This window comes from Microbacterium meiriae, assembly GCF_032364335.1.
GTDB lineage: Bacteria > Actinomycetota > Actinomycetes > Actinomycetales > Microbacteriaceae > Microbacterium > Microbacterium meiriae.
In genome coordinates this window covers 2,247,136-2,272,493 of record NZ_CP133984.1, presented here as the reverse complement: position 1 = coordinate 2,272,493, position 25,358 = coordinate 2,247,136, and the positions used below count along the sequence as shown (strand labels likewise).

The following is a 25,358-nucleotide window of genomic DNA, read 5'->3' as shown; positions in this document are numbered from 1 at the left end:
CCGGCGGCCTCACCCGTGCTGGGCGAGCCATGCGTACGCCTGGGCCTCCCACTGCCCGTAGCGATCGGGGTAGGCGGAGATCTGCACGGCCTGCGCCGCGTCGGTGAAGGGCAGCGACTCCCAGCCCGCGATGTCGAGCAGTCCGCGGGTGGTGTGCCCGTTCGGGTCGCCCGTGCCGCCGTAGAAGACTCGCGTGCTCCGCTCCGCGTCCATGATCTGCGCCGGGGTGCCCCAGCCGGTGCTCGGGCGCTGCTGGAAGATCCCGAGCGAGTCGCGATCCCCCCAGTCCAGGTTGCGGAGATCCGACTCCACCATGCCGGTGGCGAGGGCGATGGCGATCCCGCGGTCGGAGACTCCGAGTTCGCGGCCCACGCGGATGATGAGCGCGGCGTTGGCAGCCTGCTCGGCCGTCAGGGTGGCGCTGCGCTGTCCGGTCGGCTCGGCGGCGGGCTTCGGAGCAGGCGCCTGCACGGCGAGGCGCTGACCCGGGTAGATGATCGACGACGGGCCGAGGCCGTTCCAGGCGAAGAGGGACTGCGTGGTGGTCCCGTACCGCTGAGCGATCGAGAACAGCGTCTCGCCCGCGGCGACGGTATGGGCGCTGCCGCCGGTCCGCGGGGGCGTCGCGGGTGCCGCCGCGCGTGCGGGAGGGGAAGCGGAAGCCGCGCCTCCGGATATGACGATCTTCTGTCCCGGGTAGATGATGGCGCCGTCGGGAAGGCCGTTGGCGGCGAGGATCGCGCCGACCGAGGTGTCGTACTTCCGGGCGATGCCGAAGACGGTGTCGCCCGCCACGACCGTGTGGGTCTTCGTCGCCGCAGCCACCGGCGTGGGCGCCGGCGCGGGTGCCGAGGCCGGGGCGCGCAGATGCAGGGTCTGCCCCGGATAGATGACCGAGCGCCAGGTGAGGCCGTTCCAGCCGAGGACGTCGGCGGTGCGCAGTCCGTGACGACCGGCGATGCCGGCGACCGTGTCCCCCGGCTGCACGACGTGCGAGGGCGGGATGTTCTGCGTCGGTGCGACGCGCACCGGAGCGATCCGATGCCGTTCGTGCGGCGCGACCGGCGGTGCGGGCGCGGCGGCGGGTGTCGCCGTCAGAGTGGCGGCGAGGGCGCCGGCCACGGCTGTCTGGAAGATCACGTCAGCCCCCTTTTCGAGCACTTCACGCTGACACGGATGTATAGAGATGTCAACAGAAGTGACAGGTGTGACGAATGTGACGGAAGCGATGAATAGGCGTGTCGGCGGCCGAGGTGAGATAGTGGCAACGTGTCTGAGAACGTCGCTGCAACCCCTGACGCCGCCCTCGAGTGGCTGACCATGCCCGACCTCGTCGAGGTGCTCGGCGAGCCCCTCGGCCGCGTGCGTCGTCTGATCGACGAGCACTACCTCGTCGGCTCGCGGCGCAGCGGCGTCTTCGCCGTTCCTGCGGTGTTCATCGTGGACGGCGAGCCGCTGAGCTCCCTGCGCGGGACGATCATCGTCCTGCAGGATGCCGGCTTCTCCGATGACGAACTGATCGACTGGCTGCTCGCCGAGGACGAGACCCTCGGGCGTTCCCCGATCGCCTCTCTGCTCGCCGGGCACAAGAGCGAGGTCCGTCGGCTCGCGCGCACCCTCGCCTGAGCGACCCGCTCAGGAGGAGCGCACGGTCGCCGCTCGGCCGAGATCGCGGAGCTCGCCGACCGCGGCGTCCTCGAGCCGGGCTCCGGAGAGCGCGCGATCGGCCTCTCCGGCGTAGTCGGCGATCATCGTCTCGACCCGTTCGAGGGCTCCGGTCCCGGCGATCGTCTCCTGCAGGAACGAGACCTGCGACGCCGTCAGGTCGGGGTCGCCGAGCATCTCGTCGAGCACGCGCCGGGCGGGTGCGTCCAGCTTCTCCCTGGTGAGCGCGATGAGAACGGTCCGCTTGCCCTCTCGGAGGTCGTCGCCCGCGGGCTTGCCGGTGACGGCCGCATCGCCGAACACGCCGAGCACGTCGTCACGCAACTGGAAGGCGAGGCCGAGAGGGTGCCCGAAGCGGCGCAGCGCCTCGGTCTGCCCGGCGTCGGCGCCGGCGAGGCTCGCTCCCAGGATGAGCGGCTGCTCGATGCTGTAGCGCGCCGACTTCAGCGAGGCCACGCGCAGCGCGCGCTCCGCATGCTCGCGGTCATCGCTGACGCTCCACGCCGACTCCTCGGCGATGTCGAGGAACTGTCCGGTCGTGACATCGCGACGCATGCGCGCGTACTCGGCGCGCACGGTCCGTGCCGCGCCGTGACCGTCGAGCGCCGACTCCAGGAGGTCGTCGCTCCACGCCACGAGGAGATCGCCGAGCAGCACGGAACCGGCGCGCCCGAAGGCAGCGGCGTCGCCCCACCATCCGGCGGAGCGGTGGGAGGCCTCGAGCGCCCGGTGCGCCGCGGGACGGCCCCGGCGGGTGTCGGAGTTGTCGATCAGGTCGTCGTGCACGAGAGCGGCGGACTGGAAGATCTCCAGCGCCGCGCAGAGGTCCCACAGGGCGTCGTCCTCGACGGCGAGACGGTCACGGAACCGGGAGACGGCGCGCCACCCTGCGTGGCAGAAGCGGGCGCGCAGCCTCTTCCCTCCGGAGAGGGTGTCGGACGCCGCATCGAGGAAGGCGGCGGCGTCGTCGCCGTACCCCGCCGACTCTGCTCGCATGCGGTCGAGGAACAGGTCCAGTCGCGCGGCCACGGCGTCGGCGACGGAGGGGGAGGGGGACGGCACGACTCCCAGCATACGTAAAGGATGAGACGCCCGAACCGCTAGCCCCGGACGCCGGTCGCGCGTAGACTGGAGGGCACCATACCCGAGGGGGACGAGATGCCACTCTCCGAACAGGAGCAACGTCTGCTCGACGAGATGGAACGCCATCTCCTGCACAATGACGCCGACGTCGTGAGCGCGCCGTCGGGCGATCGCACGCTCAGCTATCGCAATCTCGTCTACGGTGCTCTGCTCCTGCTGGCCGGCGTCGGCGGACTGGTCGTCGGTGTCATCCTCGGAGACATCTGGGGCATCGTCGTCGGGGTCATCGGTTTCGCGGCCATGCTCGGCGGCGTCATGCTGGCCGTCACCCCTGTCCGACGGTCCGGACCGGCAGAGCCCCGGACCCGCACCGCTCCGAAGCGGCAGGACTCCTCCTCCTTCATGGACCGCATGAACGATCGATGGGATCGGCGCCAGGACGGCCACTGACCTCCTCCCTTCCTCTCCACCACGAAGCCCGGATGCTGAGCATCCGGGCTTTTTCGTGCCTGCTGGGCATCCGGTCCCCACCGGCGCTCCACCGGCCCTCCACTGGCGCTCCACCTCGCTCCACCGCGGAATGTCGCGGAAGTAGGGCGAGGCCCGCGGAAGCACAGGGACGATACCCTGGATTCGTCGTAGGAATGTGGAGGAAAGTGGAGTAAAGTGGGGCGCACCTCGAGTTGGCCGGACGGAGAGGGGGTGATGGCCGATGCTGCTGGGCACGCACTCACCGAAGCTGGACGACAAGGGACGGGTCATCCTTCCCGCGAAGTTCCGCGAGGACCTGGGCGGCGGCATCGTCGTCACCCGGGGCCAGGAGCGCTGCCTCTACGTCTTCAGCACGGCCGAGTTCGAGGCGATGCACGAGCGGATCCGTCAGGCTCCGCTCGCCAACAAGCAGGCGCGTGACTTCATGCGCATGTTCCTCTCCGGTGCCAGTGCGGAGATGCCCGACAGCCAGAACCGCATCACCATCCCCGCCCACCTGCGTCAGTACGCGGGTCTTCAGAAGGAGCTCATCGTGACCGGAGTCGGCGCCCACGCCGAGATCTGGGACGCGGAGAGCTGGAACGCGTACCTCGCCGCCGGCGAGGAGTCCTACGCCGAGCTGGAGCAGGAGGTGATTCCGGGACTGTTCTGACCACGGCTGTGATGCCCCGCCGCTCCCGCCCCGACACACTTCCCCGGTGCCGGGTCGAGATGCGGAGGGGGATCAGAGCCGAAGGTCGGACCCGAGAGAGATCATGAACCTCCGCGACATCCACACCCCCGTCCTGCTCGACCGCTGCGTCGAGCTCCTCGCACCTGCCCTCCAGGAGGACGGCGCCGTGCTCGTCGACGCCACGCTCGGGATGGGCGGGCACTCGGAGGCGCTGCTCGAGCGGTTCCCCGGCATCCGTCTGATCGGTCTCGACCGTGACACCGACGCGCTCAAGATCGCGGGGGAGCGGCTCGCCCGGTTCCGGGATCGGGTGACCCTCGTCCACACCGTCTACGACGAGATCGGCCTGCACGCCCAGGGCGCCGCCGGGATCCTCTTCGACCTGGGTGTCTCGTCGCTGCAGCTCGATGAGGCCGAACGTGGCTTCGCATACTCCAAGGACGCTCCGCTCGACATGCGGATGGACCAGACGAAGGGCATCACCGCCGCCGAGGTCATCGCCACCTACAGCGAGGGCAACCTGCGGCGCATCTTCGAGCGGTACGGAGAGGAGAAGCTCTCCGGACGGTATGCGCGCTTCATCATCGACGCCCGTCAGAAGCAGCCGATCACGCGATCGGGCGAACTCGTCGACATCCTCGTGGCCGCCACCCCCGCGGCCGCGCAGCGATCCGGGCACCCGGCGAAGCGCGTGTTCCAGGCCCTCCGGATCGAGGTCAACGCCGAGCTGAACGTCCTCGCGGACGCGATCCCCGCCGCGATGGACGCACTCGCGGTCGGAGGCCGCATCGTCGTGATGTCGTACCAGTCCCTCGAGGACCGGCTGGTCAAGCAGGCCTTCGCGGCCGCCTCCTCCTCGACGGCGCCCGCCGGGCTGCCGGTCGAGCTGCCGGAGCACGCCCCCCGATTCCGCATCCTCACCAAGGGTGCGGAACTCGCCGATGACGAAGAGCGCGCACGCAACCCGCGTGCGATACCGGTGCGCCTGCGCGCCGCCGAGAAGGTGCGGGAGAGCGCATGAGCATGAACGCAGTCCGCAAGCCGATCCTGCCGCTGCAGCCGGTCGCTCCGGAGACGACGCCCGAGCGGCGCCTGCGACCGGTGACGGCGCCCGCACGGCGCCGCAAGCCGAAGCTCGCCTACGCGCTCGTCGCGCTGGGCGGCGCCCTGGCCATCGGTGCGGGGCAGGTCGGGCTCTCGCTGGCCATCACCCAGGACTCGTTCACCCTCGCCGGGCTCACGTCCCAGCAGCGCGAACTCGACCTCCGGACCGACGCGCTGCAGGAGGAGCTGACGGGGCTGAGTTCCCCGCAGGTGCTCGCGAGCAGCGCCGCCGACCTCGGCATGGTCGTGGCGGGCGCCCCGTCCTACCTCCGTCTCAGCGACGGCGCCGTCTTCGGGACGGGCGCCGGGGCGGAAGGGGTCTCCACGATCGATCCCAACGGGAAGGCGGCCGTCGGCAACGTCCTCGTCACGGAGGAGACCCCGCCGGCGGAGAACGCCGGGGACGACGCGTCCGGCGGTACACCGCCCGCGCAGGACCTGCCGCCCGCCATCACCGACGGCCTGCCCAGCCCCACGACGCACTGACCATCCCCGATCGACGGAGAGATCCCATGACGACACGAGCCACGCGCGGACCGCGGCGACGCACCGTCGTCGCACTGGCGGTCATCCTTTCGATCCTGGTGGCGTTCGTCGTCCGCCTGATCGACATCCAGGTAGTGAGCGCCGACGAGCACGTCAACCAATCCCTCGAGCACATCGGCGACGGCTCGACGATCCCCGGACAGCGGGGATCCATCGTCGACGCCGAGGGCACAGTCCTCGCGTCGAGCGTGATGGTCTACGACGCGCAGCTCAGTCCTCAGGTCATCAGGCTCACGGAGGAGAAGGATCCTGCGCTGCCCTGGGCCGAGGCCTCCGAGAAGATCGCCGCGATCACGGGGGTACCGGGAGACGAGATCCGCAAACGCGTCTCCGATGCCCTGGCCGAGAACCCGAACAGCCAGTACGCACCCCTGAAGACGGGGCTCAACACCGAGCAGTTCATCGCGCTCCGCGACCTCGGCCTGGGGTCGTACCTCGCCCTGACGCCGCGCGAGACCCGGGTCTATCCCAACGGCGCGGTCGCCGGGAACGTGCTGGGCTTCCTCGACAACACCGGGGAGGCCAAGGCCGGCGTCGAGCAGCTCGAGGAATCGTGCCTCGCGCCGATCGATGGGGAGAAGACGTATCGCAAGGGCAAGGACGGCGTCGTGATCCCGGGGAGCGAGTCGGTCACCGACGCCGTCGACGGCGGCACCGTGCAGCTCACGATCAACAGCGACCTGCAGTGGTACCTCCAGCAGATGATCGGCGAGGAGGCCCAGAAGCAGGGCGCGAAGGGCGGAACCGTCACGGTCGTCGAGGTGGGCACCGGCAAGATCCGCGCCGCGGCCGAATGGCCGGCCATGGACCCGAACGACCTGGACTCCTCGACTCCGGAGACCCGCTACAGCCAGATCTTCCACCGCGACTTCGAGCCCGGTTCGACGTTCAAGGCGATCACCGCGGCGGCGGCGATGGAGGGTGCGGGCCTCACCCCGCTCAGCACCGTGACGGCCTCCTCGCGCGAGACCTTCCCGAACGGCGCCGTGGTCAACGACGCGTTCAGCCACCCGGCCTACAACTACACGCTCGCGGGCGGACTGATCGACTCCTCCAACACGGCGCTGTCGAAGTTCGGCACGATGGTCGCCCCCGAGGTCCGCTACGACTACCTGCAGCGCTTCGGGGTCGGGCAGAAGACCCTGGACTTCCCCTCCGAAGTGGGAGGCATCCTGCACCCGGTGAGCGACTGGGACAGCCAGTCCCTCTACACGACGACGTTCGGCCAGTACTTCACGGTGACGGCCCCGCAGCTCGCCGGCGCGTACCAGGCCATCGCCAACGGCGGGGAGAAGATCGACCTGTCGATGGTGGAGTCCTGCACGGCGCCCGACGGAACGGTCACGGAGACGCCGAAGCCGAAGCACGAGCAGATCGTGAAGGAGCAGACCGCCGCCGATCTGACCCGCATGCTCGAGAACGTCGCCGTGCAGGGCGGGAACGCCGATCGCATCCAGGTTCCCGGATACCGGGTGACCAGCAAGACCGGTACCGCGCAGGTCTCGGACGGCAAGGGCGGCTACAAGGCAGGCGTGTACTACACGAGCATGGTGGGCTTCGCGCCCGTCGACGACCCGCAGTACGTCGTCGTGGTCACCCTCGACGAGCCGACTAAGGTTGTATCGTCCGCGGCCACCGCTTCCGCCTTCCAGAAGGCGATGACGCAGGTGATGAAGACCTATCGCGTGATGCCGTCCTCTGTCCCGATGGACGCGCTCCTCCCCAAGTTCGGATAGCCGGCGAGAGCCGCGCATGGAGATGACATGATCGCCCTGACGCTCGCTGAGATCGCCGCCGCCATCGGTGGTGAACTGCGCGTGGCCGGAGAGCACACGCCGGAGACGGTGGTCGACGGGATCGTCGACACCGATTCGCGCACCATGGAGGCGGGGTCGATCTTCGTCGCCAAGCCCGGCGCCGAGACCGACGGGCACCGCTTCGTCGGTGTCGCCGCCGAAGCCGGTGCGGTCCTGGCGATCGTCGAGCACCCCGTCGACGTCGATGTCTCGCAGATCGTCGTGTCCGATGCCGTGGTCGCCCTCGGCGAGCTGGCGCGCGAGGTCGTGGCGCGCGTGCGCGCCGGCGGGAACCTGCGCATCGTCGGCATCACCGGCTCGAACGGCAAGACGACGACCAAGAACTTCCTCGCCCGCATCCTCGAGGACGAGGGCGAGACCGTCGCCCCGGTGAAGTCCTTCAACAACGAGGTCGGCGCCCCGGTGACGATGCTCCGCGTCACGCACGACACCCGCTTCCTGGTGAGCGAGTTCGGGGCTGCCGCGCCGGGCAGCATCGCGCGGCTCGCCGGTCTCGTCGAGCCGGACCTGGTGGTCGTGCTGATGGTCGGCATGGCGCACGCGGGCGGCTTCGGCGGCATCGAGGCCACGGCGAAGGCCAAGTCCGAGCTCGTCGCCGCGGCCCGCGTGCCCGGCATCGCCGTGCTCAACGCGGACGACGCCCGGGTGTGGGCGATGCGCGAGCTCGCGGAGAGCCGCGGCCTCCGGGTCGTCGGCTTCGGCCAGTCGGCTGCGGCTGTCGTGCACGCGCGGGAGATCGAGGTCTCGGCCTCCGGCACGCAGTGCGTGATCGAGGTCGCAGGGGAGCGGCTGCCGCTGCGCCTGCGCGTCCTAGGCGCCCACCACGTCAGCAACGCCCTCGCCGCGATCACCGCCGCCGTCGAGCTCGGCGTGGCCCCGGCCGATGCCGTCTCCCGGTTGGAGACCGTCGAGATCGCCGAGCGGTGGCGGATGCAGCCGCTGGGCAACGACCGCGTCCGCATCATCAACGACGCGTACAACGCCAGTCCCGACTCGATGGCGGCCGCCCTGCGGACCCTCGCCCAGATCACCGGCCCCGACGAGCGCACGGTCGCCGTCCTCGGCGCGATGAGCGAGCTCGGCGAGAGCGCAGGGGAGGAGCACGATCGCATCGGCCTCCTCGCCGTGCGTCTCAACATCCGGCGCATCGTCGTCGTCGGCCCGGAGGCACGGCGGCTCTACCTCGCCGCCGTCGGCGAGGGGTCATGGGACAGCGAAGCCGTGCATCTGCCTGACCAGGACGCTGCGTTCGAGTACCTCCGTACCGAGCTGCGTGACGGAGACCGGGTCCTGGTGAAGTCGTCCAACTCCGTGGGCCTCCGGCATCTCGGCGATCGTCTGGGAGAATTGTTCTCGTGAGGTCCCTCATCATGGCGGCGGCCATCTCGCTCGCCTTCACTCTCTTCCTGACTCCCGTCTTCCTCCGGCTCTTCCGCAAGTGGGGCTGGGGGCAGGTCATCCGTACCCCGGAGGCTGCGGGCAACCCGAGCCACGAGGCGAAGCGCGGCACCCCGACCATGGGTGGTGTCATCTTCATCCTCGGCTCGATCGTGGGCTACTTCACCGGGGTCCTCGTCAGCGGCGAGACGCCGGCGCTGTCCGCCATCCTGGTGATCTGGCTCATGGTCGGCTTCGGTGTGGTCGGATTCATCGACGACTACATGAAGGTGCGCAGCCAGCGCAGCCTCGGGCTGTCGGGGTGGCGGAAGGTGATCGGTCAGCTCATCGTCGTGATCCCCTTCGGCATCGTGGCACTGAACTTCCCGAACAAGTGGGGGCAGACGCCGGCCAGTGCGTCGATCTCCCTCTTCCGGGACATCACCTGGCTGAACCTCTTCGCGTTCGGCGTCATCCTGGGCTGGATCCTCTACCTCGCCTGGATCTCGATCATCGGGGTCGCGACCTCCAACAGCGTCAACCTCACCGACGGCCTCGACGGCCTCGCCGCCGGCGCGGGCGTGATCGTCGTCGGCGCCTACAGCCTCATCGCGTTCTGGCAGTTCAAGCAGCCCTGCATCGGCGGTGATCCGGGCTCGCTCGGCGGCTGTTACGAGGTGCGCGACCCGTTCAACCTCGCCATCATCTCGGCCTCTTTCGCCGCCAGCCTCATCGGGTTCCTGTGGTGGAACGCGCCCAAAGCGAAGGTGTTCATGGGAGACGTGGGCTCGATGGCCATCGGTGGCGTCATCACCGCGATGGCGGTCATGACCCGCACCGAACTGCTGCTCCTCATCATCGCCGGCGTCTTCGTGCTCGCCTCCGGATCCGTGATCCTGCAGCGCGCCTACTTCAAGATCACCCGCGGCAAGCGGCTGTTCCTGATGAGCCCGTTCCACCACCACCTCGAGATGCGGGGCTGGTCGGAGGTCACCATCGTGGTGCGCATGTGGATCATCGCGGGTCTTCTCGCGGTGTCGGCCGTCGGGCTCTTCTACGTCGAATGGCTGACCCGTGTCGGCTGAGCGTCTGGCCGGGCTGACGAGCTGGCACGCAGACTGGAGCGGCCTGCGCGTCGCCGTCCTCGGCCTCTCCATGACCGGCTTCTCCGTGGCCGACACCCTCGCCGAGCTCGGTGCCGACGTCCTCGTGCTCAGCGAGTCCGCGGAGGAGGAGTACGCCCGCCTGCTCCCCGTCATCGGTGCCCGGTTGGAGCTCGGTCCGCTGGACGCCGTGCCCGAGGCGCTGAGGGCGTTCGGGCCCGAGGTCGTCATCGCGTCCCCTGGCTTCGCCCCGGCGCACCCGGTCATCCGTTGGGTTCAGGACGAGGGCATTGCGCTCTGGGGTGACGTCGAGCTCGCCTGGCGGGTGCGCGACAAGGTCCTCCGCGCGGACGGCACGCCGGCGGACTGGGTGCTCATCACCGGGACCAACGGCAAGACGACGACGACCCAGCTCACGGCGACGCTGCTCGTCGCCGGTGGCCTGCGCGCCGCGCCGTGCGGCAACATCGGCGTCCCCGTGCTCGACGCGGTCCGCGACCCCGCCGGCTTCGACGTGCTCGTCGTCGAGCTCTCCAGCCACCAGCTCTGGTACCTCGGACTGTCGCGTTCGGAGGGGGAGCTGTTCCCGCACGCCGCAGTCTGCCTGAACCTCGCCGACGATCATCTCGTCTGGCACGGCAGCGCTCAGGCTTACCGGGACGCGAAGGCGCTGGTGTACCGCAACACGCGGGTCGCCTGCGTCTACAACAAGGCCGACGAGGCGACGCGCCGGATGGTCGAGGAGGCCGACGTCGTCGAGGGCGCCCGCGCCATCGGCTTCGATCTCGGCATCCCCGGCCCGAGCGATCTCGGCGTCGTGGAGGGGCTGCTCGTCGACCGGGCGTTCCTCGACGATCGAGCCCGCAGCGCCCTGGAACTGACCACGGTCGCCGACCTGGAGGCCGCAGGGCTGTCGGCACCGCACATCGTTCAGAACATCCTGGCCGCCAGTGCCCTCGCCCGTTCTCTCGGGGTCGAGCCCGAGGCCATCCACGGGGCGCTGCAGACCTTCCGCCTGGACGCGCACCGCATCGAGGTGGTCGCGCGCCACGCCGGCATCACCTGGGTCGACGACTCCAAGGCGACGAACCCGCACGCGGCCGCGTCGTCACTGCGCGCGTACCCCGGTGCGGTGTGGGTCGTCGGCGGTGATCTCAAGGGCGTCGACATCGCCGATCTCGTCGCGGACGCGGGCTCCACCGCGCGCGCGGCGGTCGTCATCGGAGCGGACCGCACAGCCGTCGTCGCGGCATTCGAGCGACACGCGCCGACGGTGCCGGTCTTCGAGGTCGAAGCTGGCGACACTGGACAGGTCATGAACCGCGTCGTGGAGATCGCGGCGGGGATCGTCGACGGGGAGGGCACTGTGCTCCTCGCTCCCGCCGCCGCGTCCTTCGACCAGTTCTCCAGCTATGCGGATCGCGGCCACCGCTTCGCCGAAGCGGTGCGGGAGTGGATCGATCGGGGGAGCGCCGATGACGCAGGTGGCTCGCCCTCCGCGGTCTGAGTCGGGTGGCCTCGCCGCGCGGGTCTCGCTCGGACGCCGGTTCACCCCGGTGTCGACCGAGTTCCTGCTGATCGCGTCGACCGCCCTGCTCCTGACGATCTTCGGTCTCGTGATGGTGCTGTCCGCGACGAGCGCGACGGCGGTGGCCAAGGCGCAGAACCCGTTGGACGGCGCTCTCCGGCAAGGTGTGTTCGCCCTGCTCGGTATCCCGATGATGTTCCTCATCAGCCGCTTCCCTGTGGCGTTCCTCAAGCGCATGGCCTGGCCGGCGCTGTTCGGAGCCATCGCCCTCCAGCTCCTCGTGTTCACACCGCTCGGCATCGCCGACGGCGGAAACCGGAACTGGATCCAGGTGGCGGGTTTCCAGATGCAGCCGTCCGAGTTCCTCAAACTGGCCCTCGCCCTGTGGATCGCCGCGGTCCTGCTGCGCAAGCAGACCATGCTCGGGACCTGGCATCACGTCTTCATCCCCGTGATCCCGGTCGGCGCGCTGGCCATCGGCACCGTCCTCGCCGGCAAGGACCTCGGGACCGCGATGGTGATGGTCCTCATCCTGCTCGGCTGTCTCTTCTTCTCGGGTGTGAAGCTGCGCCTCTTCATCATCCCGATGATCCTGGGCGTGGTCGCGGTGCTCGCCTACGCGCTCTCCAGCGAGGACCGCATGCGTCGCATCACCGCGACGTGCGATGACATGGCGCTGTACTACACCGACTGCTACCAGTCGATCCATGGCATCTGGGGCATGGCCTCCGGCGGGATCTTCGGACTCGGCCTCGGCAACTCCCAGGAGAAGTACGGCTGGCTCCCCGCCGCGGGCAACGACTTCATCTTCGCGATCGTCGGCGAGGAGCTCGGGCTGATCGGCTGCATCGTCGTCCTCGCCCTGTTCACGTTCTTCACGGTCGGTGCGTTCCATGTGATCCGCAAGACGTCGGACCCCTTCATCCGCGTCGCCGCGGGTGGGATCACGGTCTGGATCGTCGGTCAGGCCGTCCTGAACGTCGGCGTCGTCATCGGCGTGTTCCCAGTGATGGGTGTGCCCCTGCCGTTCATGTCCCAGGGCGGAACGGCACTCTTCGCCGTGCTCGTCGCCTGCGGCGTCCTGCTGGCCTTCGCGCGGACCATCCCGGTCGCCGAGAAGCAGTCAGCCGAGCGGGGTAGGGTCGCGAGGTGACTTCGTACCTCCTCGCCGGCGGTGGCACCGCCGGCCATGTCAATCCGTTGCTCGCGGTCGCCGATGCGCTGCGTGAGCGTGACCCGTCGGCGACGATCCTCGTGCTCGGCACGGCGGAGGGCCTGGAGTCCCGTCTCGTCCCCGAGCGTGGTTACGAGCTGCTCATCGTCGACAAGGTGCCGTTCCCGCGGCGCCCGAACGCGCAGGCCGCCGCGTTCCCCGCGCGGTTCCGCCGGGCGATCGCCCAGGTGCGTGCGCACATCCGGCAGCACGGGATCGACATCGTGGTGGGCTTCGGCGGCTACGCCTCCGCACCCGCCTACGTCGCCGCGCGTCGCGAGCGCGTGCCCTTCGTCGTCCACGAGGCCAATGCGAAGCCCGGGCTGGCGAACGTGCTCGGTGCCCGTGCGGCCGCGGGTGTGGGAGTCGCGTTCTCCGGGACGCCGCTCCGCGGGAGCGAGGTGGTCGGCATGCCGCTGCGGCGCGAGGTCATCACGCTCGACCGGGCGGCTCGACGCGCCGAGGCCGCCGAGTACTTCGGGCTCGACGCCGATCGTCCTGTCCTTCTCGTCTTCGGCGGCTCGCTCGGAGCGCAGCGGTTGAACGACGCCCTGGCGGACTCCTGGTGCGACATCCTCGCCGCCGGTTGGCAGCTGCTGCATGTCACCGGGGAGCGCAGCGACCTGCCGGATCCCGGAGTGCCCGGGTACGTCCTCCGCCGGTACATCGACCGCATGGACCTCGCGTTCGCGCTGGCCGATCTCATCGTGTCGCGTTCGGGGTCGGCCACCGTGAGCGAGATCAGCGCGCTCGGGATTCCCGCGCTGTACGTGCCGTACTCGGTGGGCAACGGAGAGCAGCGGTTGAACGCAGGATCCGCCGTGGCCGCCGGTGCCGCTCAGCTCCTCGATGACGCGACCTTCGACGGCGATGCGGTCCGACGTATCGTGGTGCCGCTGCTCGGCGACCGTGACCGCATCCGGCGGATGGCGGAGGCGGCGGAGACCGCGGGCACCCGCACCGGCACCGAGAACGTCGTCGCGATGATCGACCGTGCCCTCGGTGCGGCGTGACGCCGCCGTCCGGACGAGAACGAAAAGTAGACTGAAGCGGACATGATCAGACCCGACCTCTCCCTCCCCATCCCCGACACGATCACCTCCGCGCACTTCATCGGCATCGGTGGATCCGGGATGAGCGGACTCGCGAAGATGTTCCTCGACGCGGGCATCCGCGTCTCCGGCAGCGACCGCGCCGACAGCGACAACCTACGGGCGCTGGCCGCCGCGGGGGCGACCGTCCACGTCGGTCATGACGTCGCCCACCTCGGCGACGCCGACACGGTCGTGCACACCGGTGCCATCTGGCCGGAGAACCCCGAGTTCGTCACCGCCAAGGAGCGCGGCCTCCATGTCATCCACCGCTCTCAGGCCCTGCACTGGCTGATCGGCACCCGACGCCTCGTCTCGGTGGCCGGCGCCCACGGCAAGACCACCTCGACGGGCATGATCGTCACGGCTCTGCGCGCGCTCGGCGCCGATCCGCACTTCGTCAACGGCGGGGTGATCGAGCAGCTCGGCACCTCCAGCGCGACCGGGAACGGCGACCTCTTCGTCATCGAGGCCGACGAGTCGGACGGGACCTTCCTCCTCTACGACACCGCGGTCGCGCTCATCACGAACGTCGACCCCGATCATCTCGATCACTACGGCTCCGATGAGGCCTTCCACGAGGCCTTCGTGCGCTTCGCGGACGCGGCATCCGAGGCGGTCGTCATCTCCAGCGACGACCCCGGCGCACTCCGCGTGCTGGCCGGGTTGTCGCACCCGCGCATCCTCACGTTCGGGCAGGCCGAGGACGCCGACGTCCGCGTCAGCGAGATCGTCACCTCGGGCCCCGTCGCCGCCGCCGTCTCGCACGGCGGCGAGACCGAGCGCATGCAGCTCGCGGTCCCCGGCGTGCACAACGCGATCAACGCGACCGGCGCCGTCGCCGTCCTCCTCGCGCTCGGCTATTCGCTCCGCGACGCCGTACGTGCCGTCGAGGGCTTCGCGGGGACGATCCGTCGTCTCGAGCGCCACGGCGAGGAGCGCGGGGTCACCGTCTACGACGACTACTCGCACCACCCGACCGAGGTGCGTGCGGCGCTCGAGGCCATGCGCAGCATCGCCGGGTCCGGCCGGCTGATCGCCATCCAGCAGCCGCACACGTATTCGCGGACGCAGCACATGTACCAGGAGTTCGCAGACGTCCTGGAGGAGCTCGCCGACCACACCGTGATGCTGGACGTCTACGGTGCCAGGGAGGACCCGGTGCCCGGCGTGACCGGCGAGCTGGTGAGCGGGGCGTTCGATGACCCGTCCCGAGTGCACTTCGTCGCCGACTGGCAGGAAGCGGCCGACTACACGGCGTCTGTCGCGAAGGACGGCGACTTCGTCGTGACTCTCGGCTGCGGCAACGTCTACCAGATCATCCCGCAGGTGCTGGAGTCGCTGCGCCGGACCGACGGGGCGTAGCCCATGCGCCGGCCGCCCCCGCTCCCGAGCGCTCCGGACACTCCGGGGGAGACGGACGTCGCCTCCGAGCGGATCCTCCGCCGGCGTCCCGCGCCTCAGGCGGCTCCGGACGAGGGTGCCGTCGCCGCGCCCGTCGAGCCCGACGAGGCGGAGGCGGAGGAGGAAGCGGGCCCTCGTTCCTCGATGGACGTCTGGCGCGCGGCACGCGCCCGCCGCAAGGCGCTCAGGGCGGAGATCCGTCGGTTCACCCACCGATCGCGGCGGCGCCGCATCGTCTGGCTGAGCGCTGTGGGGGCCGTCGTGCTCCTGATCGGGGGGAGTGTCGCTGCCGCTTACAGCCCGCTCTTCGCCGTGCAGCGCATCACGGTCACCGGCACCACGACGATCGATCCCGCGGTGATCGAGGGGGCCCTCGCGGATCAGCTCGGGACGCCCCTCGCCCTGGTCGACACGAGCGAGGTCAAGGCGGCGCTGCTGACGTTCCCGCTCATCGAGACCTACGCCCTGGAGGCTCGACCGCCGCACGATCTGACCGTGCGCATCGTGGAGCGCACGCCGATCGGGGTCGTCGAGTCGGGTGCCGGCTTCACTCTCGTGGATGCCGCAGGTGTCGCCCTCTCGACGACGGCGGAGCGCCCGGCAGGGCAGCCGCTGGTGGAGGTCGAGGGGGGAATGGACTCGCCGGCGTTGCGCAGCGCGGGTCTCGTGGTCCGCGCTCTCCCTGCCGACATCCGCAGTGCGCTCACCGGCGTCCGCGCCTCGACGGCGGACGACGTGACCTTGACCCTCGACTCGGGCCTCACGGTCGTGTGGGGGAGCCAGGAGGACTCCGGGTTGAAGGCGCTCGCGCTCTCCGCCGCGCTCGTGAAGAACCCCGATGCCTCGTCGATCGACGTCACCTCACCCGACGTCGCGGTGGTCGGCTGATCTGTTTCGACGGGAATGGCGCGACACGCCCATGTCGCTGCGCGCGCAGGGGCAGGCGGCGCTTACCTTCGATCTGAGAGAACGCAATACCGGGAAATACTTTACACCTCTAGTTGAGGTTTAAGGTTCACCCCTTCCAGGCTCTACTAATCGGAGGCCGGCCATGAGCCAGAACCAGAACTACCTCGCCGTGATCAAGGTCGTCGGCGTCGGCGGTGGCGGCGTCAACGCCGTCAACCGCATGATCGAGCTCGGTCTCCGCGGAGTCGAGTTCATCGCCGTCAACACCGACGCCCAGGCGCTGCTCATGAGCGACGCCGACGTCAAGCTCGACGTGGGCCGTGAGCTCACCCGCGGCCTCGGCGCCGGAGCGGACCCGGAGGTGGGTCGCCGTGCGGCCGAGGACCACGCGGAGGAGATCGAGCAGGCGCTGACCGGCGCCGACATGGTCTTCGTCACCGCGGGTGAGGGCGGCGGCACGGGAACCGGCGGTGCGCCGGTGGTCGCCCGTATCGCGAAGTCGATCGGTGCCCTGACCATCGGTGTCGTCACGAAGCCGTTCTCCTTCGAAGGTCGCCGCCGCCAGAGCCAGGCCGAGGCAGGCGTCGCGAAGCTGAAGGAAGAGGTCGACACCCTCATCGTCGTCCCGAACGACCGTCTGCTCGAGATCAGCGACCGCGGCATCTCGATGATCGAGGCGTTCGCGACCGCCGACCAGGTGCTCCTCGCCGGTGTGCAGGGCATCACGGACCTCATCACGACCCCTGGTCTCATCAACCTTGACTTCGCCGACGTGAAGTCGGTCATGCAGGGAGCAGGGTCCGCGCTGATGGGCATCGGGTCGGCGCGCGGCGCCGACCGCGCGATCAAGGCCGCCGAGCTCGCCGTCGAGTCGCCGCTGCTCGAGGCCTCGATCGAGGGTGCGCACGGTGTGCTGCTGTCGATCCAGGGTGGCTCGAACCTCGGCATCTTCGAGATCCACGATGCGGCTGACCTCGTCAAGGAGGCTGCGCACCCGGAGGCCAACATCATCTTCGGTACCGTGATCGACGACACGCTGGGCGACGAGGTCCGGGTGACGGTCATCGCCGCCGGCTTCGATGGCGGCGAGCCCTCGCTGCGGCTGGACCCGATGGTCGTCTCGCGTCCTTCGACCGCGTCGCTTCCCGAGGTGGCGCTGTCGGAGACCACCGAGCCCGCGACGGAGAAGAGCGCGCCGGAGCCCACCGCGGCGCCGTCGGCGCCTCGCACCCCCGCGACGAGCATCGAGCCGGCCTTCGCCGACGACGACATCGACATCCCCGAATTCCTGAAGTGACGATGCCGGTCGGCGCTTCGGCGCCATCGGACCTGGCCGCGCGGCTGTCGGCGATCGACGAGAGGATCGCCGACGCCGCGCGGGCCGCCGGCCGTTCGCCGGCGGAGATCACCCGGATCGTCGTCACGAAGTTCCACCCCGCCTCCCTGGTGCGCGATCTGCACGCCCTCGGAGTGCACGCGGTGGGGGAGAACCGACAGCAGGAGCTCACCGCCAAGGAGACCGAGCTCGCCGGTCTCGACCTCGAGTGGCACTTCATCGGGCAGGGCCAGACGAACAAGGCCTCCGCGATCAGGCGGAGTGCCGACGTGGTCCACTCCGTCGACCGTGACCGCTTCGCCGACGCCCTCCACCGAGCCGCCGTGGACGACGACGTGCTCGACGTGCTCGTGCAGGTGAATCTGACGGAGGACGAAGGGCGCGGAGGCGTCGCCCCGGCCTCCGCGGTGGCGATGGCCGAGCACGTGCTCACCCTGCCCTCACTGCGCCTCCGCGGCGTCATGGCGGTGGCTCCTCTCGATGAGGAGCCCACGGCCGCCTTCGACCGCCTGCGGCGGATCGCCGACGACGTGCGATCGGTCGCCCCCGAGGCGACCTGGATCTCCGCCGGGATGACCGGCGATTTCGCCGAGGCGATCGCCGCCGGCGCGACACACCTGCGGATCGGTTCCGCAATCACGGGCCCGCGCCCCGCCCGGGGCTAACCTGTGACAAGACCAGCCCGAAACGTTCGAACCGGAGGACACGATGGGTAACCCGCTGAAGAAGACCATGGTGTATCTCGGCCTCGCCGATGAGGAAGAGGTCTACGAGGAGGAGACGCCGGCGCCCGCTCGTGCCCAGCGCGAGCGTGAGCGTGACCGCGAAGAGCCGGCTCCGGCTCCCGTCACGCCGCTCCGTCGTCCCGTCGCCGTCCGCCAGCCCGCAGCAGGAGCCGTGAACGAGATCCTCACCGTCCACCCGAAGCAGTACCGCGACGCCCAGCTGATCGCGGAGAGCTTCCGCGAGGGCGTCCCGGTCATCATCAACCTCTCCCAGATGAGCGACGCCGATGCGCGCCGCCTCATCGACTTCGCGAGCGGTCTCTCCCTCGGCCTCTACGGTCGCATCGAGCGGGTGACCTCGAAGGTCTTCCTGCTGTCGCCGGAGAACATCGCGGTGTCGGGTCACGGGGGCATCGCGCACGCAGACGCCGAGTCTGCGGGCTTCGACCACTCCTAGACCGTGCAGCTGGTCTCGGTCCTCGCCAGCATCGTCCATCTGATGCTGCTGGTGTACATCCTCGTGCTCTTCGCGCGGCTGATCCTCGACTACATCCCGATGTTCAATCGGGAGTGGCGTCCGAAGGGTTTCGGCCTCGTGGCCGCTGAAGCGGTCTACACCGTCACGGATCCGCCCATCCGGTTCTTCCGGCGGATCATCCCTCCGCTGCGCATCGGCCAGCTGTCGCTGGATTTCGGCTTCGCGCTGACCCTGCTGGTCGTGCTGATCCTGATGAACATCGTCCGGTTGTTCATCCGCTGACCACCCCGCGTGTCGCACCGGGGAACCGCCGCGAGTTGTCCGAGCCTGGGTGTCGTGGCATCGCGACGCCAAGGCTCGGGGGCTATGCTGGCACCCAGGTGCGCGCCCCGGGTTCGCGCCACATCACGAACACGCCATACATCGGTACTGGCAATCGAACTCATCGAAAGAGGAGCCACCCATGGCACTTACCCCGGATGACGTCGTCACCAAGCAGTTCCAGCACGTCCGCTTCAAGGACGGCTTCGACCCGGACGAGGTCGACGACTTCCTCGACGAGATCGTCATCGAGTGGCGCAAGGCCCTCGAGGAGAACGCCGAGCTGAAGGCGAAGCTCGCCGCGTACGAGTCGGGTTCCACCCCCGCTCCCGCCGCTGCCGAGCCGGCTGCCGCCACTCCCGCTCCGGCCCCCGCGGTCGAGGCACCCGCCGCCGACGCCGCACCGACCGGCTCCGCGACCGCCACCGCCGGCATCATCGAGCTCGCGCAGCGTCTGCACGACGAGCACGTCGCCGAGGGTGAGGCGAAGCGCAACCAGCTCATCTCCGAGGCCGAGGCCGAGGTCGCCCGCATCCGCACGGAGGCCGAGGCGAAGCAGCGCGAGGAGACCGCACGTCTCGAGCGCGAGCGCAACACGCTGGAGGCCCGCATCACCGAGCTGCGCAACTTCGAGCGCGACTACCGCTCGCAGCTCCGCGGCTACATCGAGGGCCAGCTCCGCGAGCTCGACGAGAAGTCGGCGTCCACGGACTCCACCCCGGTCTCCGCGATCGGCCTGTAAGGCGCCCTCTTGTCAGGACGTCGTCCCCTTCGTCGGTCGGCGGCCGGTGCGATCGTTGCGATTCTCGCAGCGGTCGTGCTGGCCGCCGATCAGTTTGTGAAGTACCTCACGATCGAGAACCTGCCGCTGCACGAGGCGGTCCCGGTTCTCGGGGAGTTCCTGCAGCTCTACTACGTGCGCAATCCCGGCGCGGCGTTCTCCCTCGGTTCCGGCGTGACCTGGATCTTCACGATCGCTCTCGCCGTGGTGGCGGGTGTCATCGTCTGGAAGGCGTTCGGGCTGCGTTCGCGCCTCTGGGCTGTCGTCCTCGGCTGCCTGCTCGGGGGCGTGTTGGGCAATCTGTCGGACCGACTGTTCCGCGACCCCGGTTTCCCCGTCGGCCACGTGGTCGACATGATCTCGATGCCGTGGATGATGCCGGCCATCTTCAACGTCGCCGACATCTTCATCGTCACCGGGATGATCTCGGTCGCCTTGCTCGTCGTGTTCGGACTGCGCTTCGACGGCACGCGGGAGAAGGACCACGCCCCGGTCGAGACCGACGAGGACGCCGAGGCGGCCGCCGCGTCCGAGGGGCGCTGAGCGTGGAGTCCCGGTCGCTGCCCGTCCCGGACGGGCTCGACGGCACGCGCGTCGACGCCGCCCTCGCCAAGCTCCTCGGGTTCTCGCGCACCTTCGCGGCGGATGTGGCGGCTTCCGGCGGCGTGCGCCTGGACGGCGTCACCCTCGACAAGTCGGACCGCCTGCGTGGCGGTGCCTGGCTCGACGTCGAGTGGGAGCCGAAGGAGGGGCCGAAGATCGTGCCGATCGCGGTGCCCGAGCTGGGCATCGTGTACGACGACGACGACATCGTCGTCGTCGACAAGCCGACCGGCGTCGCCGCCCATCCCTCGCTCGGGTGGGAGGGTCCCACGGTCGTCGGTGCTCTCGCCGCCGCCGGGTTCCGCGTCGCCACGAGCGGCGCGCCGGAGCGTCAAGGCGTCGTGCACCGGCTGGACGTGGGGACGAGCGGGCTCATGGTCGTCGCCAAGAGCGAGGCCGCCTACACCGCTCTGAAGAGGGCGTTCAAGGAGCGCACGGTCGAGAAGATCTATCACGCGGTGGTGCAGGGGCATCCGGACCCGCTCGTGGGTACGATCGACGCCCCGATCGGTCGGCACCCGAACCACTCCTGGAAGTTCGCGGTCGTCCCTGACGGCAAGCCCTCCGTGACGCACTACGAGACCCTCGAGGCGTTCCCCGGTGCCTCCCTGCTCGAGATCCACCTGGAGACGGGCCGCACCCACCAGATCCGCGTGCACATGGCCGCGCACCGCCACCCGTGTGTCGGCGATCCGCTGTACGGTGCCGACCCGACGCTGTCCGCCCGGCTCGGTCTCACCCGGCAGTGGCTGCACGCGCATCAGCTCGCCTTCGCGCATCCGACGACGGGGGACTGGGTGCAGTTCACCTCGCCCTATCCGGACGACTTCCAGCACGCACTGGACGTGCTCCGCGGAGAATAGGTCCCGCGGAGCGTCGCTTCCGCGGTGTCGGTGGTCTCCGCCACACTGACCGCATGAGCATCGTGGTGCGTCCGGCGACGGTCTTCGACGACGTCGCGGCGGTGGTGGGACCGAAGAAGCCGACGTCGAACGTCTGCTTCTGTCTGAGCTACCGGATCGGCAACAAGGAGAACGTCTCCCTGCGCGGTCCCGCGCGTGCCGACCGGGTGCGCGAGCTCTGCCACCAGGACCCTCCTCCCGGTGTGCTCGCCTACCTCGACGACGAGCCGGTCGGCTGGGCGGCGCTGCATCCTCGGCGCGACACGAGCTTCGCGCGCAACCGCCTCATCCCGCACGTCGACGACCTCGACGTGTGGTCGCTGTGGTGCTTCCGAGTCCGGCCGGGGCACCGCAAGCAGGGCGTGTCGCATGCGCTCATCGAGGGAGCCGTCGCCTACGCCAGAGAGCGCGGCGCCCCCGCCGTCGAGGGGTACCCGGTCGACAACGCCGGGGCGAAGGTGAACCTGACGATGGCGTACGTGGGCACGCGGCGTCTCTTCGAGAGCGCGGGATTCCGCAAGGTCGCGGACACGGGCTCGGTGCTCGACGGGTTCCCCCGCGTGCTCATGCGGCTGGACCTCCGCGAGGACGCGTGAACCGGGTTCCGCGGCGCGCTCGCTGGGGGAGCGCGACGCATGCCGGTGTCCGGGGCCGAACGTAGACTCGAAGCATGGCATCCGACTCCTTCGTCCACCTGCACGTGCACAGCGAGTACTCGATGCTCGACGGGGCCGCGAAGATCAACGCGATGACCCAGGCGGCCGCCGATTACGGCATGCCGGCGATCGCGGTGACGGACCACGGGAACACCTTCGCGGCGTTCGAGTTCTACAACGCCGCACGCAACGCCGGCATCAAGCCCATCGTCGGTCTCGAGGCCTACGTCACCCCGGGCACGCACCGCAGCGACAAGACCCGGGTGCAGTGGGGCTCGGCGGACCAGCGCAGCGACGACGTCTCGGGTTCGGGCGCCTACACCCACATGACCATGTGGAGCCAGAGCACCGAGGGCATGCACAACCTCTTCCGGCTGAGCTCGCTGTCGAGCATGGAGGGCTACTACTTCAAGCCCCGCATGGACCGCGAGCTGCTCCAGACCTACGGCAAGGGTCTCATCGCCACGACGGGGTGCCCGTCGGGGGAGGTGCAGACCCGGCTCCGGCTCGGCCAGTACGACGCCGCCAGGGCCGCGGCGGCGGAGTTCCAGGACATCTTCGGCAAGGAGAACTACTTCGCCGAGATCATGGACCACGGTCTCTCCATCGAGCGCCGTGTCATGACCGATCTGCTGCGGCTCGCGAAAGACCTCGGCATCCCGCTCGTGGCCACCAACGACTCGCACTACACCCACCAGCACGAAGCCGACGCCCACGCGGCCCTGCTGTGCGTGCAGTCCGGCTCCACGCTCGACGATCCGAACCGCTTCAAGTTCGACGGCGACGGCTACTACATCAAGACCGCCGCCGAGATGCGGCAGCTCTTCCGGGACCACCCGGAGGCCTGCGACAACACGCTCCTGATCGCCGAGCGCTGCGAGGTCGAGTTCAACACCTCGGCGAACTACATGCCGCGGTTCCCGGTCCCGGACGGCGAGACCGAGGACAGCTGGCTGATCAAGGAGGTCGAGAAGGGCCTCCACTACCGGTACCCCAGCGGCATCCCGGACAAGGTGCGCAAGCAGGCCGAGTACGAGACCGGGATCATCCTGCAGATGGGCTTCCCCGGCTACTTCCTCGTCGTCGCCGACTTCATCAACTGGGCGAAGGACAACGGCATCCGCGTCGGCCCGGGTCGTGGCTCCGGTGCCGGCTCGATGGTCGCCTACGCGATGAAGATCACGGATCTCGATCCCCTCGAGCACGGTCTGATCTTCGAGCGCTTCCTCAACCCCGACCGCGTCTCGATGCCCGACTTCGACGTCGACTTCGACGATCGTCGCCGCGGCGAGGTCATCGAGTACGTGACCCGGAAGTACGGCTCCGAGCGCGTCGCGCAGATCGTCACCTACGGCACGATCAAGTCGAAGCAGGCCCTCAAGGACGCCGGTCGCGTGCTCGGGTTCCCGTTCAGCATGGGGGAGCGGCTCACCAAGGCGATGCCCCCGGCGGTGATGGGCAAGGACATGCCGCTGGACGGCATGTTCGATTCCGCGCACCCCCGCTACAAGGAGGCCAGCGAGTTCCGCGCCCTCATCGAGACCGATCCGGAGGCGAAGACCGTCTTCGACCGGGCTCTCGGGCTCGAGGGGCTGAAGCGGCAGTGGGGCGTGCATGCCGCCGGCGTCATCATGTCGTCCGAGCCCCTGCTCGACATCATCCCGATCATGCGCCGGGAGCAGGACGGCCAGATCGTCACGCAGTTCGACTACCCGTCGTGCGAGTCCCTCGGCCTCATCAAGATGGACTTCCTGGGCCTCCGGAACCTGACGATCATCTCGGACGCGCTGGACAACATCCGGATGAACCGCGGCGAGGAGCTCGATCTGGAGCACCTCGGGCTCGATGACCCCGCCGTCTACGAACTGCTGGCCCGTGGCGACACCCTCGGCGTGTTCCAGCTCGACAGCCCGCCGCTGCGCTCGCTCATGCGACTCATGAAGCCGGACAACTTCGGCGACATCTCGGCCCTCATCGCGCTGTACCGTCCTGGACCGATGGGAGCGAACTCCCACACCAACTACGCGCTGCGCAAGAACGGTCAGCAGGAGATCTCCCCGATCCATCCCGAACTGGCGGAACCGCTCGCGGAGATCCTGGAGGAGTCCTACGGACTCATCATCTACCAGGAGCAGGTCATGGCGATCGCGCAGAAGGTCGCCGGATTCAGCCTCGGTCAAGCCGACATCCTGCGCCGCGCGATGGGCAAGAAGAAGAAGTCCGAGCTGGACAAGCAGTACGCGGGGTTCGCGGCCGGAATGACCGAACGCGGCTTCGGCGAGGGGGCGGTCAAGGCGCTCTGGGACATCCTCCTGCCGTTCTCCGACTACGCCTTCAACAAAGCGCACTCCGCTGCGTACGGTCTCGTGTCGTACTGGACCGCGTACCTCAAGGCGCACTACCCGGCCGAGTACATGGCCGCGCTCCTGACGAGCGTCGGCGACTCGAAGGACAAGATGGCGCTCTACCTGAACGAGTGCCGCCGGATGGGCATCAAGGTGCTGCCGCCGGACGTCTCCGAGTCGATCAACTTCTTCGCGGCCGTCGGCGACGACATCCGCTTCGGTCTCGGCGCGGTCCGCAACGTCGGCACGAACGTCGTCGACGGCATCGTGCAGTCCCGCAAGGACGAGCGGTTCACGTCCTTCCATCACTTCCTCGACAAGGTTCCCCTGCACGTCGCCAACAAGCGCACGGTCGAATCGCTCATCAAGGCCGGTGCCTTCGACTCGATGGGGGACACCCGCCGGGCGCTCCTCGAGATCCATGAAGACGCCGTGGAGGCGGCGGTCGACAGGAAGCGGAACGAGGCGCAGGGCGCCATCGGCTTCGATTTCGACAGTCTCTACGACGGTATGGAGGAGGCGGCGCCCGCGAAGGTGCCCCCACGTCCGGAATGGATCAAGAAGGACAAGCTCGCGTTCGAGCGCGAGATGCTCGGCCTCTACGTCTCGGATCATCCGCTCGCCGGTCTCGAGGTGCCGCTCGCGAAGCACGCCTCGATCTCCATCCACGACCTCAACAACTCCGAGGATCTGCAGGACGGTGATCAGGTCACCGTGGCCGGCCTCGTCACCAGCGTGCAGCATCGTGTGGCGAAGGCGAGTGGGAACCCGTACGGCATGATCACCGTGGAGGACTTCAACGGTGAGGTCACCGTGATGTTCATGGGCAAGACCTACCTCGAGTTCCAGCACACCCTGCAGCAGGACGCCATCCTCGCGGTGCGTGGACGCGTCTCGCGCCGTGACGACGGGCTGAACCTGCATGCGCAGTCCGCGTTCGCACCCGACGTCGGCTCCTTCGACGCTGCAGGCCCGCTGTCGCTCGTCCTCGCCGAGCAGCGCGCCACCGAGCGGGTCATGACGGAGCTGGCCGAGGTCCTCCGGCGGCACAGCGGGGACACCGAGGTGCTGCTCCGCGTGCACCGCGCGGGCACGGCGAAGGTGTTCGAGGTGCCCATGCCGGTGAAGGTCTCGGCCGACCTCTTCGGTGACCTCAAGTCTCTGCTCGGACCAACCTGTCTGGGGTGAGCGGGTAGGATCGGGAGC

At 69.2% G+C, this 25,358-nt stretch carries 24 protein-coding genes; 22 read left to right on the top strand and 2 right to left on the bottom strand.

Annotation, left to right across the window (positions count from 1 at the left end):
- Positions 1–9 precede the first annotated feature (9 nt).
- A complete protein-coding gene (locus tag RI211_RS10955) occupies positions 10–1,140 on the bottom strand; it encodes a LysM peptidoglycan-binding domain-containing protein (RefSeq protein WP_315637552.1) in 1,131 nt (376 codons plus the stop codon).
- 129 nt (positions 1,141–1,269) lie between these two features.
- Between RI211_RS10955 and RI211_RS10950 the strand changes: the two genes are divergently transcribed.
- On the top strand, positions 1,270–1,626 hold the full coding sequence (locus RI211_RS10950) for an Rv2175c family DNA-binding protein (RefSeq protein WP_327036728.1): 357 nt from the start codon (positions 1,270–1,272) through the stop codon (positions 1,624–1,626).
- Positions 1,627–1,635: 9 nt separating this feature from the next.
- On the opposite strand, the gene RI211_RS10945 is transcribed toward RI211_RS10950, so the two are convergent.
- Positions 1,636–2,661 carry a polyprenyl synthetase family protein gene (locus RI211_RS10945; protein WP_315637766.1) on the bottom strand — a complete coding sequence of 342 codons (1,026 nt, stop codon included), beginning with the start codon at positions 2,659–2,661 and terminating at the stop codon, positions 1,636–1,638.
- Positions 2,662–2,823: 162 nt separating this feature from the next.
- On the opposite strand from RI211_RS10945, the gene RI211_RS10940 reads away from it, so the two are divergent.
- The 21 genes from RI211_RS10940 to dnaE all read left to right on the top strand — a co-directional run bounded on the left by RI211_RS10940 (position 2,824) and on the right by dnaE (position 25,340).
- Entirely contained in the window at positions 2,824–3,198 is a 375-nt protein-coding gene (locus RI211_RS10940; protein ID WP_187661800.1) for an SCO2097 family morphological protein, read from the top strand.
- Between the two features lie 262 nt (positions 3,199–3,460).
- Positions 3,461–3,892 (top strand): division/cell wall cluster transcriptional repressor MraZ, encoded by a 432-nt coding sequence (mraZ, locus tag RI211_RS10935; RefSeq protein WP_025105095.1) that lies wholly within the window; start codon positions 3,461–3,463, stop codon positions 3,890–3,892.
- A gap of 103 nt (positions 3,893–3,995) precedes the next feature.
- The gene (rsmH, locus tag RI211_RS10930; protein ID WP_315637553.1) at positions 3,996–4,934 is read left to right on the top strand and encodes a 16S rRNA (cytosine(1402)-N(4))-methyltransferase RsmH; all 939 of its coding nucleotides are present in this window, start codon (positions 3,996–3,998) and stop codon (positions 4,932–4,934) included.
- The gene (ftsL, locus tag RI211_RS10925) at positions 4,931–5,503 is read left to right on the top strand and encodes a cell division protein FtsL (protein ID WP_315637554.1); all 573 of its coding nucleotides are present in this window, start codon (positions 4,931–4,933) and stop codon (positions 5,501–5,503) included. The genes rsmH and ftsL overlap by 4 nt, the downstream gene beginning before the upstream one ends.
- Positions 5,504–5,529: 26 nt before the next feature.
- Positions 5,530–7,299: a peptidoglycan D,D-transpeptidase FtsI family protein gene (locus tag RI211_RS10920; protein ID WP_259955145.1), complete on the top strand. Its 1,770-nt coding sequence runs from the start codon at positions 5,530–5,532 to the stop codon at positions 7,297–7,299.
- Positions 7,300–7,326: 27 nt separating this feature from the next.
- Entirely contained in the window at positions 7,327–8,739 is a 1,413-nt protein-coding gene (locus RI211_RS10915) for a UDP-N-acetylmuramoyl-tripeptide--D-alanyl-D-alanine ligase (protein ID WP_315637555.1), read from the top strand.
- On the top strand, positions 8,736–9,842 hold the full coding sequence (gene mraY / locus RI211_RS10910) for a phospho-N-acetylmuramoyl-pentapeptide-transferase (protein WP_025105090.1): 1,107 nt from the start codon (positions 8,736–8,738) through the stop codon (positions 9,840–9,842). Before RI211_RS10915 ends, mraY begins: the two co-directional genes overlap by 4 nt.
- A complete protein-coding gene (murD, locus tag RI211_RS10905; RefSeq protein ID WP_187661796.1) occupies positions 9,832–11,367 on the top strand; it encodes a UDP-N-acetylmuramoyl-L-alanine--D-glutamate ligase in 1,536 nt (511 codons plus the stop codon). Before mraY ends, murD begins: the two co-directional genes overlap by 11 nt.
- On the top strand, positions 11,336–12,541 hold the full coding sequence (gene ftsW / locus RI211_RS10900) for a putative lipid II flippase FtsW (protein ID WP_187661795.1): 1,206 nt from the start codon (positions 11,336–11,338) through the stop codon (positions 12,539–12,541). The genes murD and ftsW overlap by 32 nt, the downstream gene beginning before the upstream one ends.
- The gene (locus RI211_RS10895) at positions 12,538–13,614 is read left to right on the top strand and encodes a UDP-N-acetylglucosamine--N-acetylmuramyl-(pentapeptide) pyrophosphoryl-undecaprenol N-acetylglucosamine transferase (protein ID WP_315637556.1); all 1,077 of its coding nucleotides are present in this window, start codon (positions 12,538–12,540) and stop codon (positions 13,612–13,614) included. The genes ftsW and RI211_RS10895 overlap by 4 nt, the downstream gene beginning before the upstream one ends.
- Positions 13,615–13,656: 42 nt before the next feature.
- Complete coding sequence (murC, locus tag RI211_RS10890) at positions 13,657–15,057, top strand: UDP-N-acetylmuramate--L-alanine ligase (RefSeq protein ID WP_315637557.1); 1,401 nt, start codon at positions 13,657–13,659, stop codon at positions 15,055–15,057.
- Between the two features lie 3 nt (positions 15,058–15,060).
- On the top strand, positions 15,061–15,984 hold the full coding sequence (locus RI211_RS10885) for a cell division protein FtsQ/DivIB (protein ID WP_315637558.1): 924 nt from the start codon (positions 15,061–15,063) through the stop codon (positions 15,982–15,984).
- A 163-nt stretch (positions 15,985–16,147) separates the two neighbouring features.
- On the top strand, positions 16,148–17,302 hold the full coding sequence (gene ftsZ / locus RI211_RS10880) for a cell division protein FtsZ (protein ID WP_187661791.1): 1,155 nt from the start codon (positions 16,148–16,150) through the stop codon (positions 17,300–17,302).
- Between the two features lie 2 nt (positions 17,303–17,304).
- Positions 17,305–18,006 carry a YggS family pyridoxal phosphate-dependent enzyme gene (locus RI211_RS10875; protein WP_315637767.1) on the top strand — a complete coding sequence of 234 codons (702 nt, stop codon included), beginning with the start codon at positions 17,305–17,307 and terminating at the stop codon, positions 18,004–18,006.
- Positions 18,007–18,049: 43 nt separating this feature from the next.
- Positions 18,050–18,523: a cell division protein SepF gene (locus RI211_RS10870; protein ID WP_187661790.1), complete on the top strand. Its 474-nt coding sequence runs from the start codon at positions 18,050–18,052 to the stop codon at positions 18,521–18,523.
- A 3-nt stretch (positions 18,524–18,526) separates the two neighbouring features.
- The gene (locus RI211_RS10865) at positions 18,527–18,826 is read left to right on the top strand and encodes a YggT family protein (RefSeq protein ID WP_187661789.1); all 300 of its coding nucleotides are present in this window, start codon (positions 18,527–18,529) and stop codon (positions 18,824–18,826) included.
- Between the two features lie 181 nt (positions 18,827–19,007).
- Positions 19,008–19,607 carry a DivIVA domain-containing protein gene (locus RI211_RS10860; protein WP_187661788.1) on the top strand — a complete coding sequence of 200 codons (600 nt, stop codon included), beginning with the start codon at positions 19,008–19,010 and terminating at the stop codon, positions 19,605–19,607.
- A 9-nt stretch (positions 19,608–19,616) separates the two neighbouring features.
- A complete protein-coding gene (gene lspA / locus RI211_RS10855) occupies positions 19,617–20,189 on the top strand; it encodes a signal peptidase II (RefSeq protein ID WP_315647682.1) in 573 nt (190 codons plus the stop codon).
- 2 nt (positions 20,190–20,191) lie between these two features.
- Positions 20,192–21,112: an RluA family pseudouridine synthase gene (locus tag RI211_RS10850; RefSeq protein ID WP_315637559.1), complete on the top strand. Its 921-nt coding sequence runs from the start codon at positions 20,192–20,194 to the stop codon at positions 21,110–21,112.
- Between the two features lie 53 nt (positions 21,113–21,165).
- Entirely contained in the window at positions 21,166–21,747 is a 582-nt protein-coding gene (locus RI211_RS10845) for a GNAT family N-acetyltransferase (RefSeq protein WP_259954728.1), read from the top strand.
- A 74-nt stretch (positions 21,748–21,821) separates the two neighbouring features.
- Positions 21,822–25,340, top strand: a complete 3,519-nt coding sequence (dnaE, locus tag RI211_RS10840) for a DNA polymerase III subunit alpha (RefSeq protein ID WP_187661785.1) — start codon at positions 21,822–21,824, stop codon at positions 25,338–25,340.
- Positions 25,341–25,358 lie beyond the last annotated feature (18 nt).

Excerpts from the sequence above, each read along its gene's own strand:
- RI211_RS10870 (WP_187661790.1), top strand. The coding sequence starts at position 18,050 with ATGGGTAACCCGCTGAAGAAGACCATGGTGTATCTCGGCCTCGCCGAT.
- dnaE (WP_187661785.1), top strand. The coding sequence starts at position 21,822 with ATGGCATCCGACTCCTTCGTCCACCTGCACGTGCACAGCGAGTACTCG.
- mraZ (WP_025105095.1), top strand. The coding sequence starts at position 3,461 with ATGCTGCTGGGCACGCACTCACCGAAGCTGGACGACAAGGGACGGGTC.
- RI211_RS10920 (WP_259955145.1), top strand. The coding sequence starts at position 5,530 with ATGACGACACGAGCCACGCGCGGACCGCGGCGACGCACCGTCGTCGCA.
- murC (WP_315637557.1), top strand. The coding sequence starts at position 13,657 with ATGATCAGACCCGACCTCTCCCTCCCCATCCCCGACACGATCACCTCC.
- ftsL (WP_315637554.1), top strand. The coding sequence starts at position 4,931 with ATGAGCATGAACGCAGTCCGCAAGCCGATCCTGCCGCTGCAGCCGGTC.
- ftsW (WP_187661795.1), top strand. The coding sequence starts at position 11,336 with ATGACGCAGGTGGCTCGCCCTCCGCGGTCTGAGTCGGGTGGCCTCGCC.
- RI211_RS10885 (WP_315637558.1), top strand. The coding sequence starts at position 15,061 with ATGCGCCGGCCGCCCCCGCTCCCGAGCGCTCCGGACACTCCGGGGGAG.
- RI211_RS10945 (WP_315637766.1), bottom strand. The coding sequence starts at position 2,661 with ATGCGAGCAGAGTCGGCGGGGTACGGCGACGACGCCGCCGCCTTCCTC.
- rsmH (WP_315637553.1), top strand. The coding sequence starts at position 3,996 with ATGAACCTCCGCGACATCCACACCCCCGTCCTGCTCGACCGCTGCGTC.
- RI211_RS10940 (WP_187661800.1), top strand. The coding sequence starts at position 2,824 with ATGCCACTCTCCGAACAGGAGCAACGTCTGCTCGACGAGATGGAACGC.
- RI211_RS10915 (WP_315637555.1), top strand. The coding sequence starts at position 7,327 with ATGATCGCCCTGACGCTCGCTGAGATCGCCGCCGCCATCGGTGGTGAA.
- RI211_RS10875 (WP_315637767.1), top strand. The coding sequence starts at position 17,305 with ATGCCGGTCGGCGCTTCGGCGCCATCGGACCTGGCCGCGCGGCTGTCG.
- ftsZ (WP_187661791.1), top strand. The coding sequence starts at position 16,148 with ATGAGCCAGAACCAGAACTACCTCGCCGTGATCAAGGTCGTCGGCGTC.
- RI211_RS10845 (WP_259954728.1), top strand. The coding sequence starts at position 21,166 with ATGAGCATCGTGGTGCGTCCGGCGACGGTCTTCGACGACGTCGCGGCG.
- RI211_RS10860 (WP_187661788.1), top strand. The coding sequence starts at position 19,008 with ATGGCACTTACCCCGGATGACGTCGTCACCAAGCAGTTCCAGCACGTC.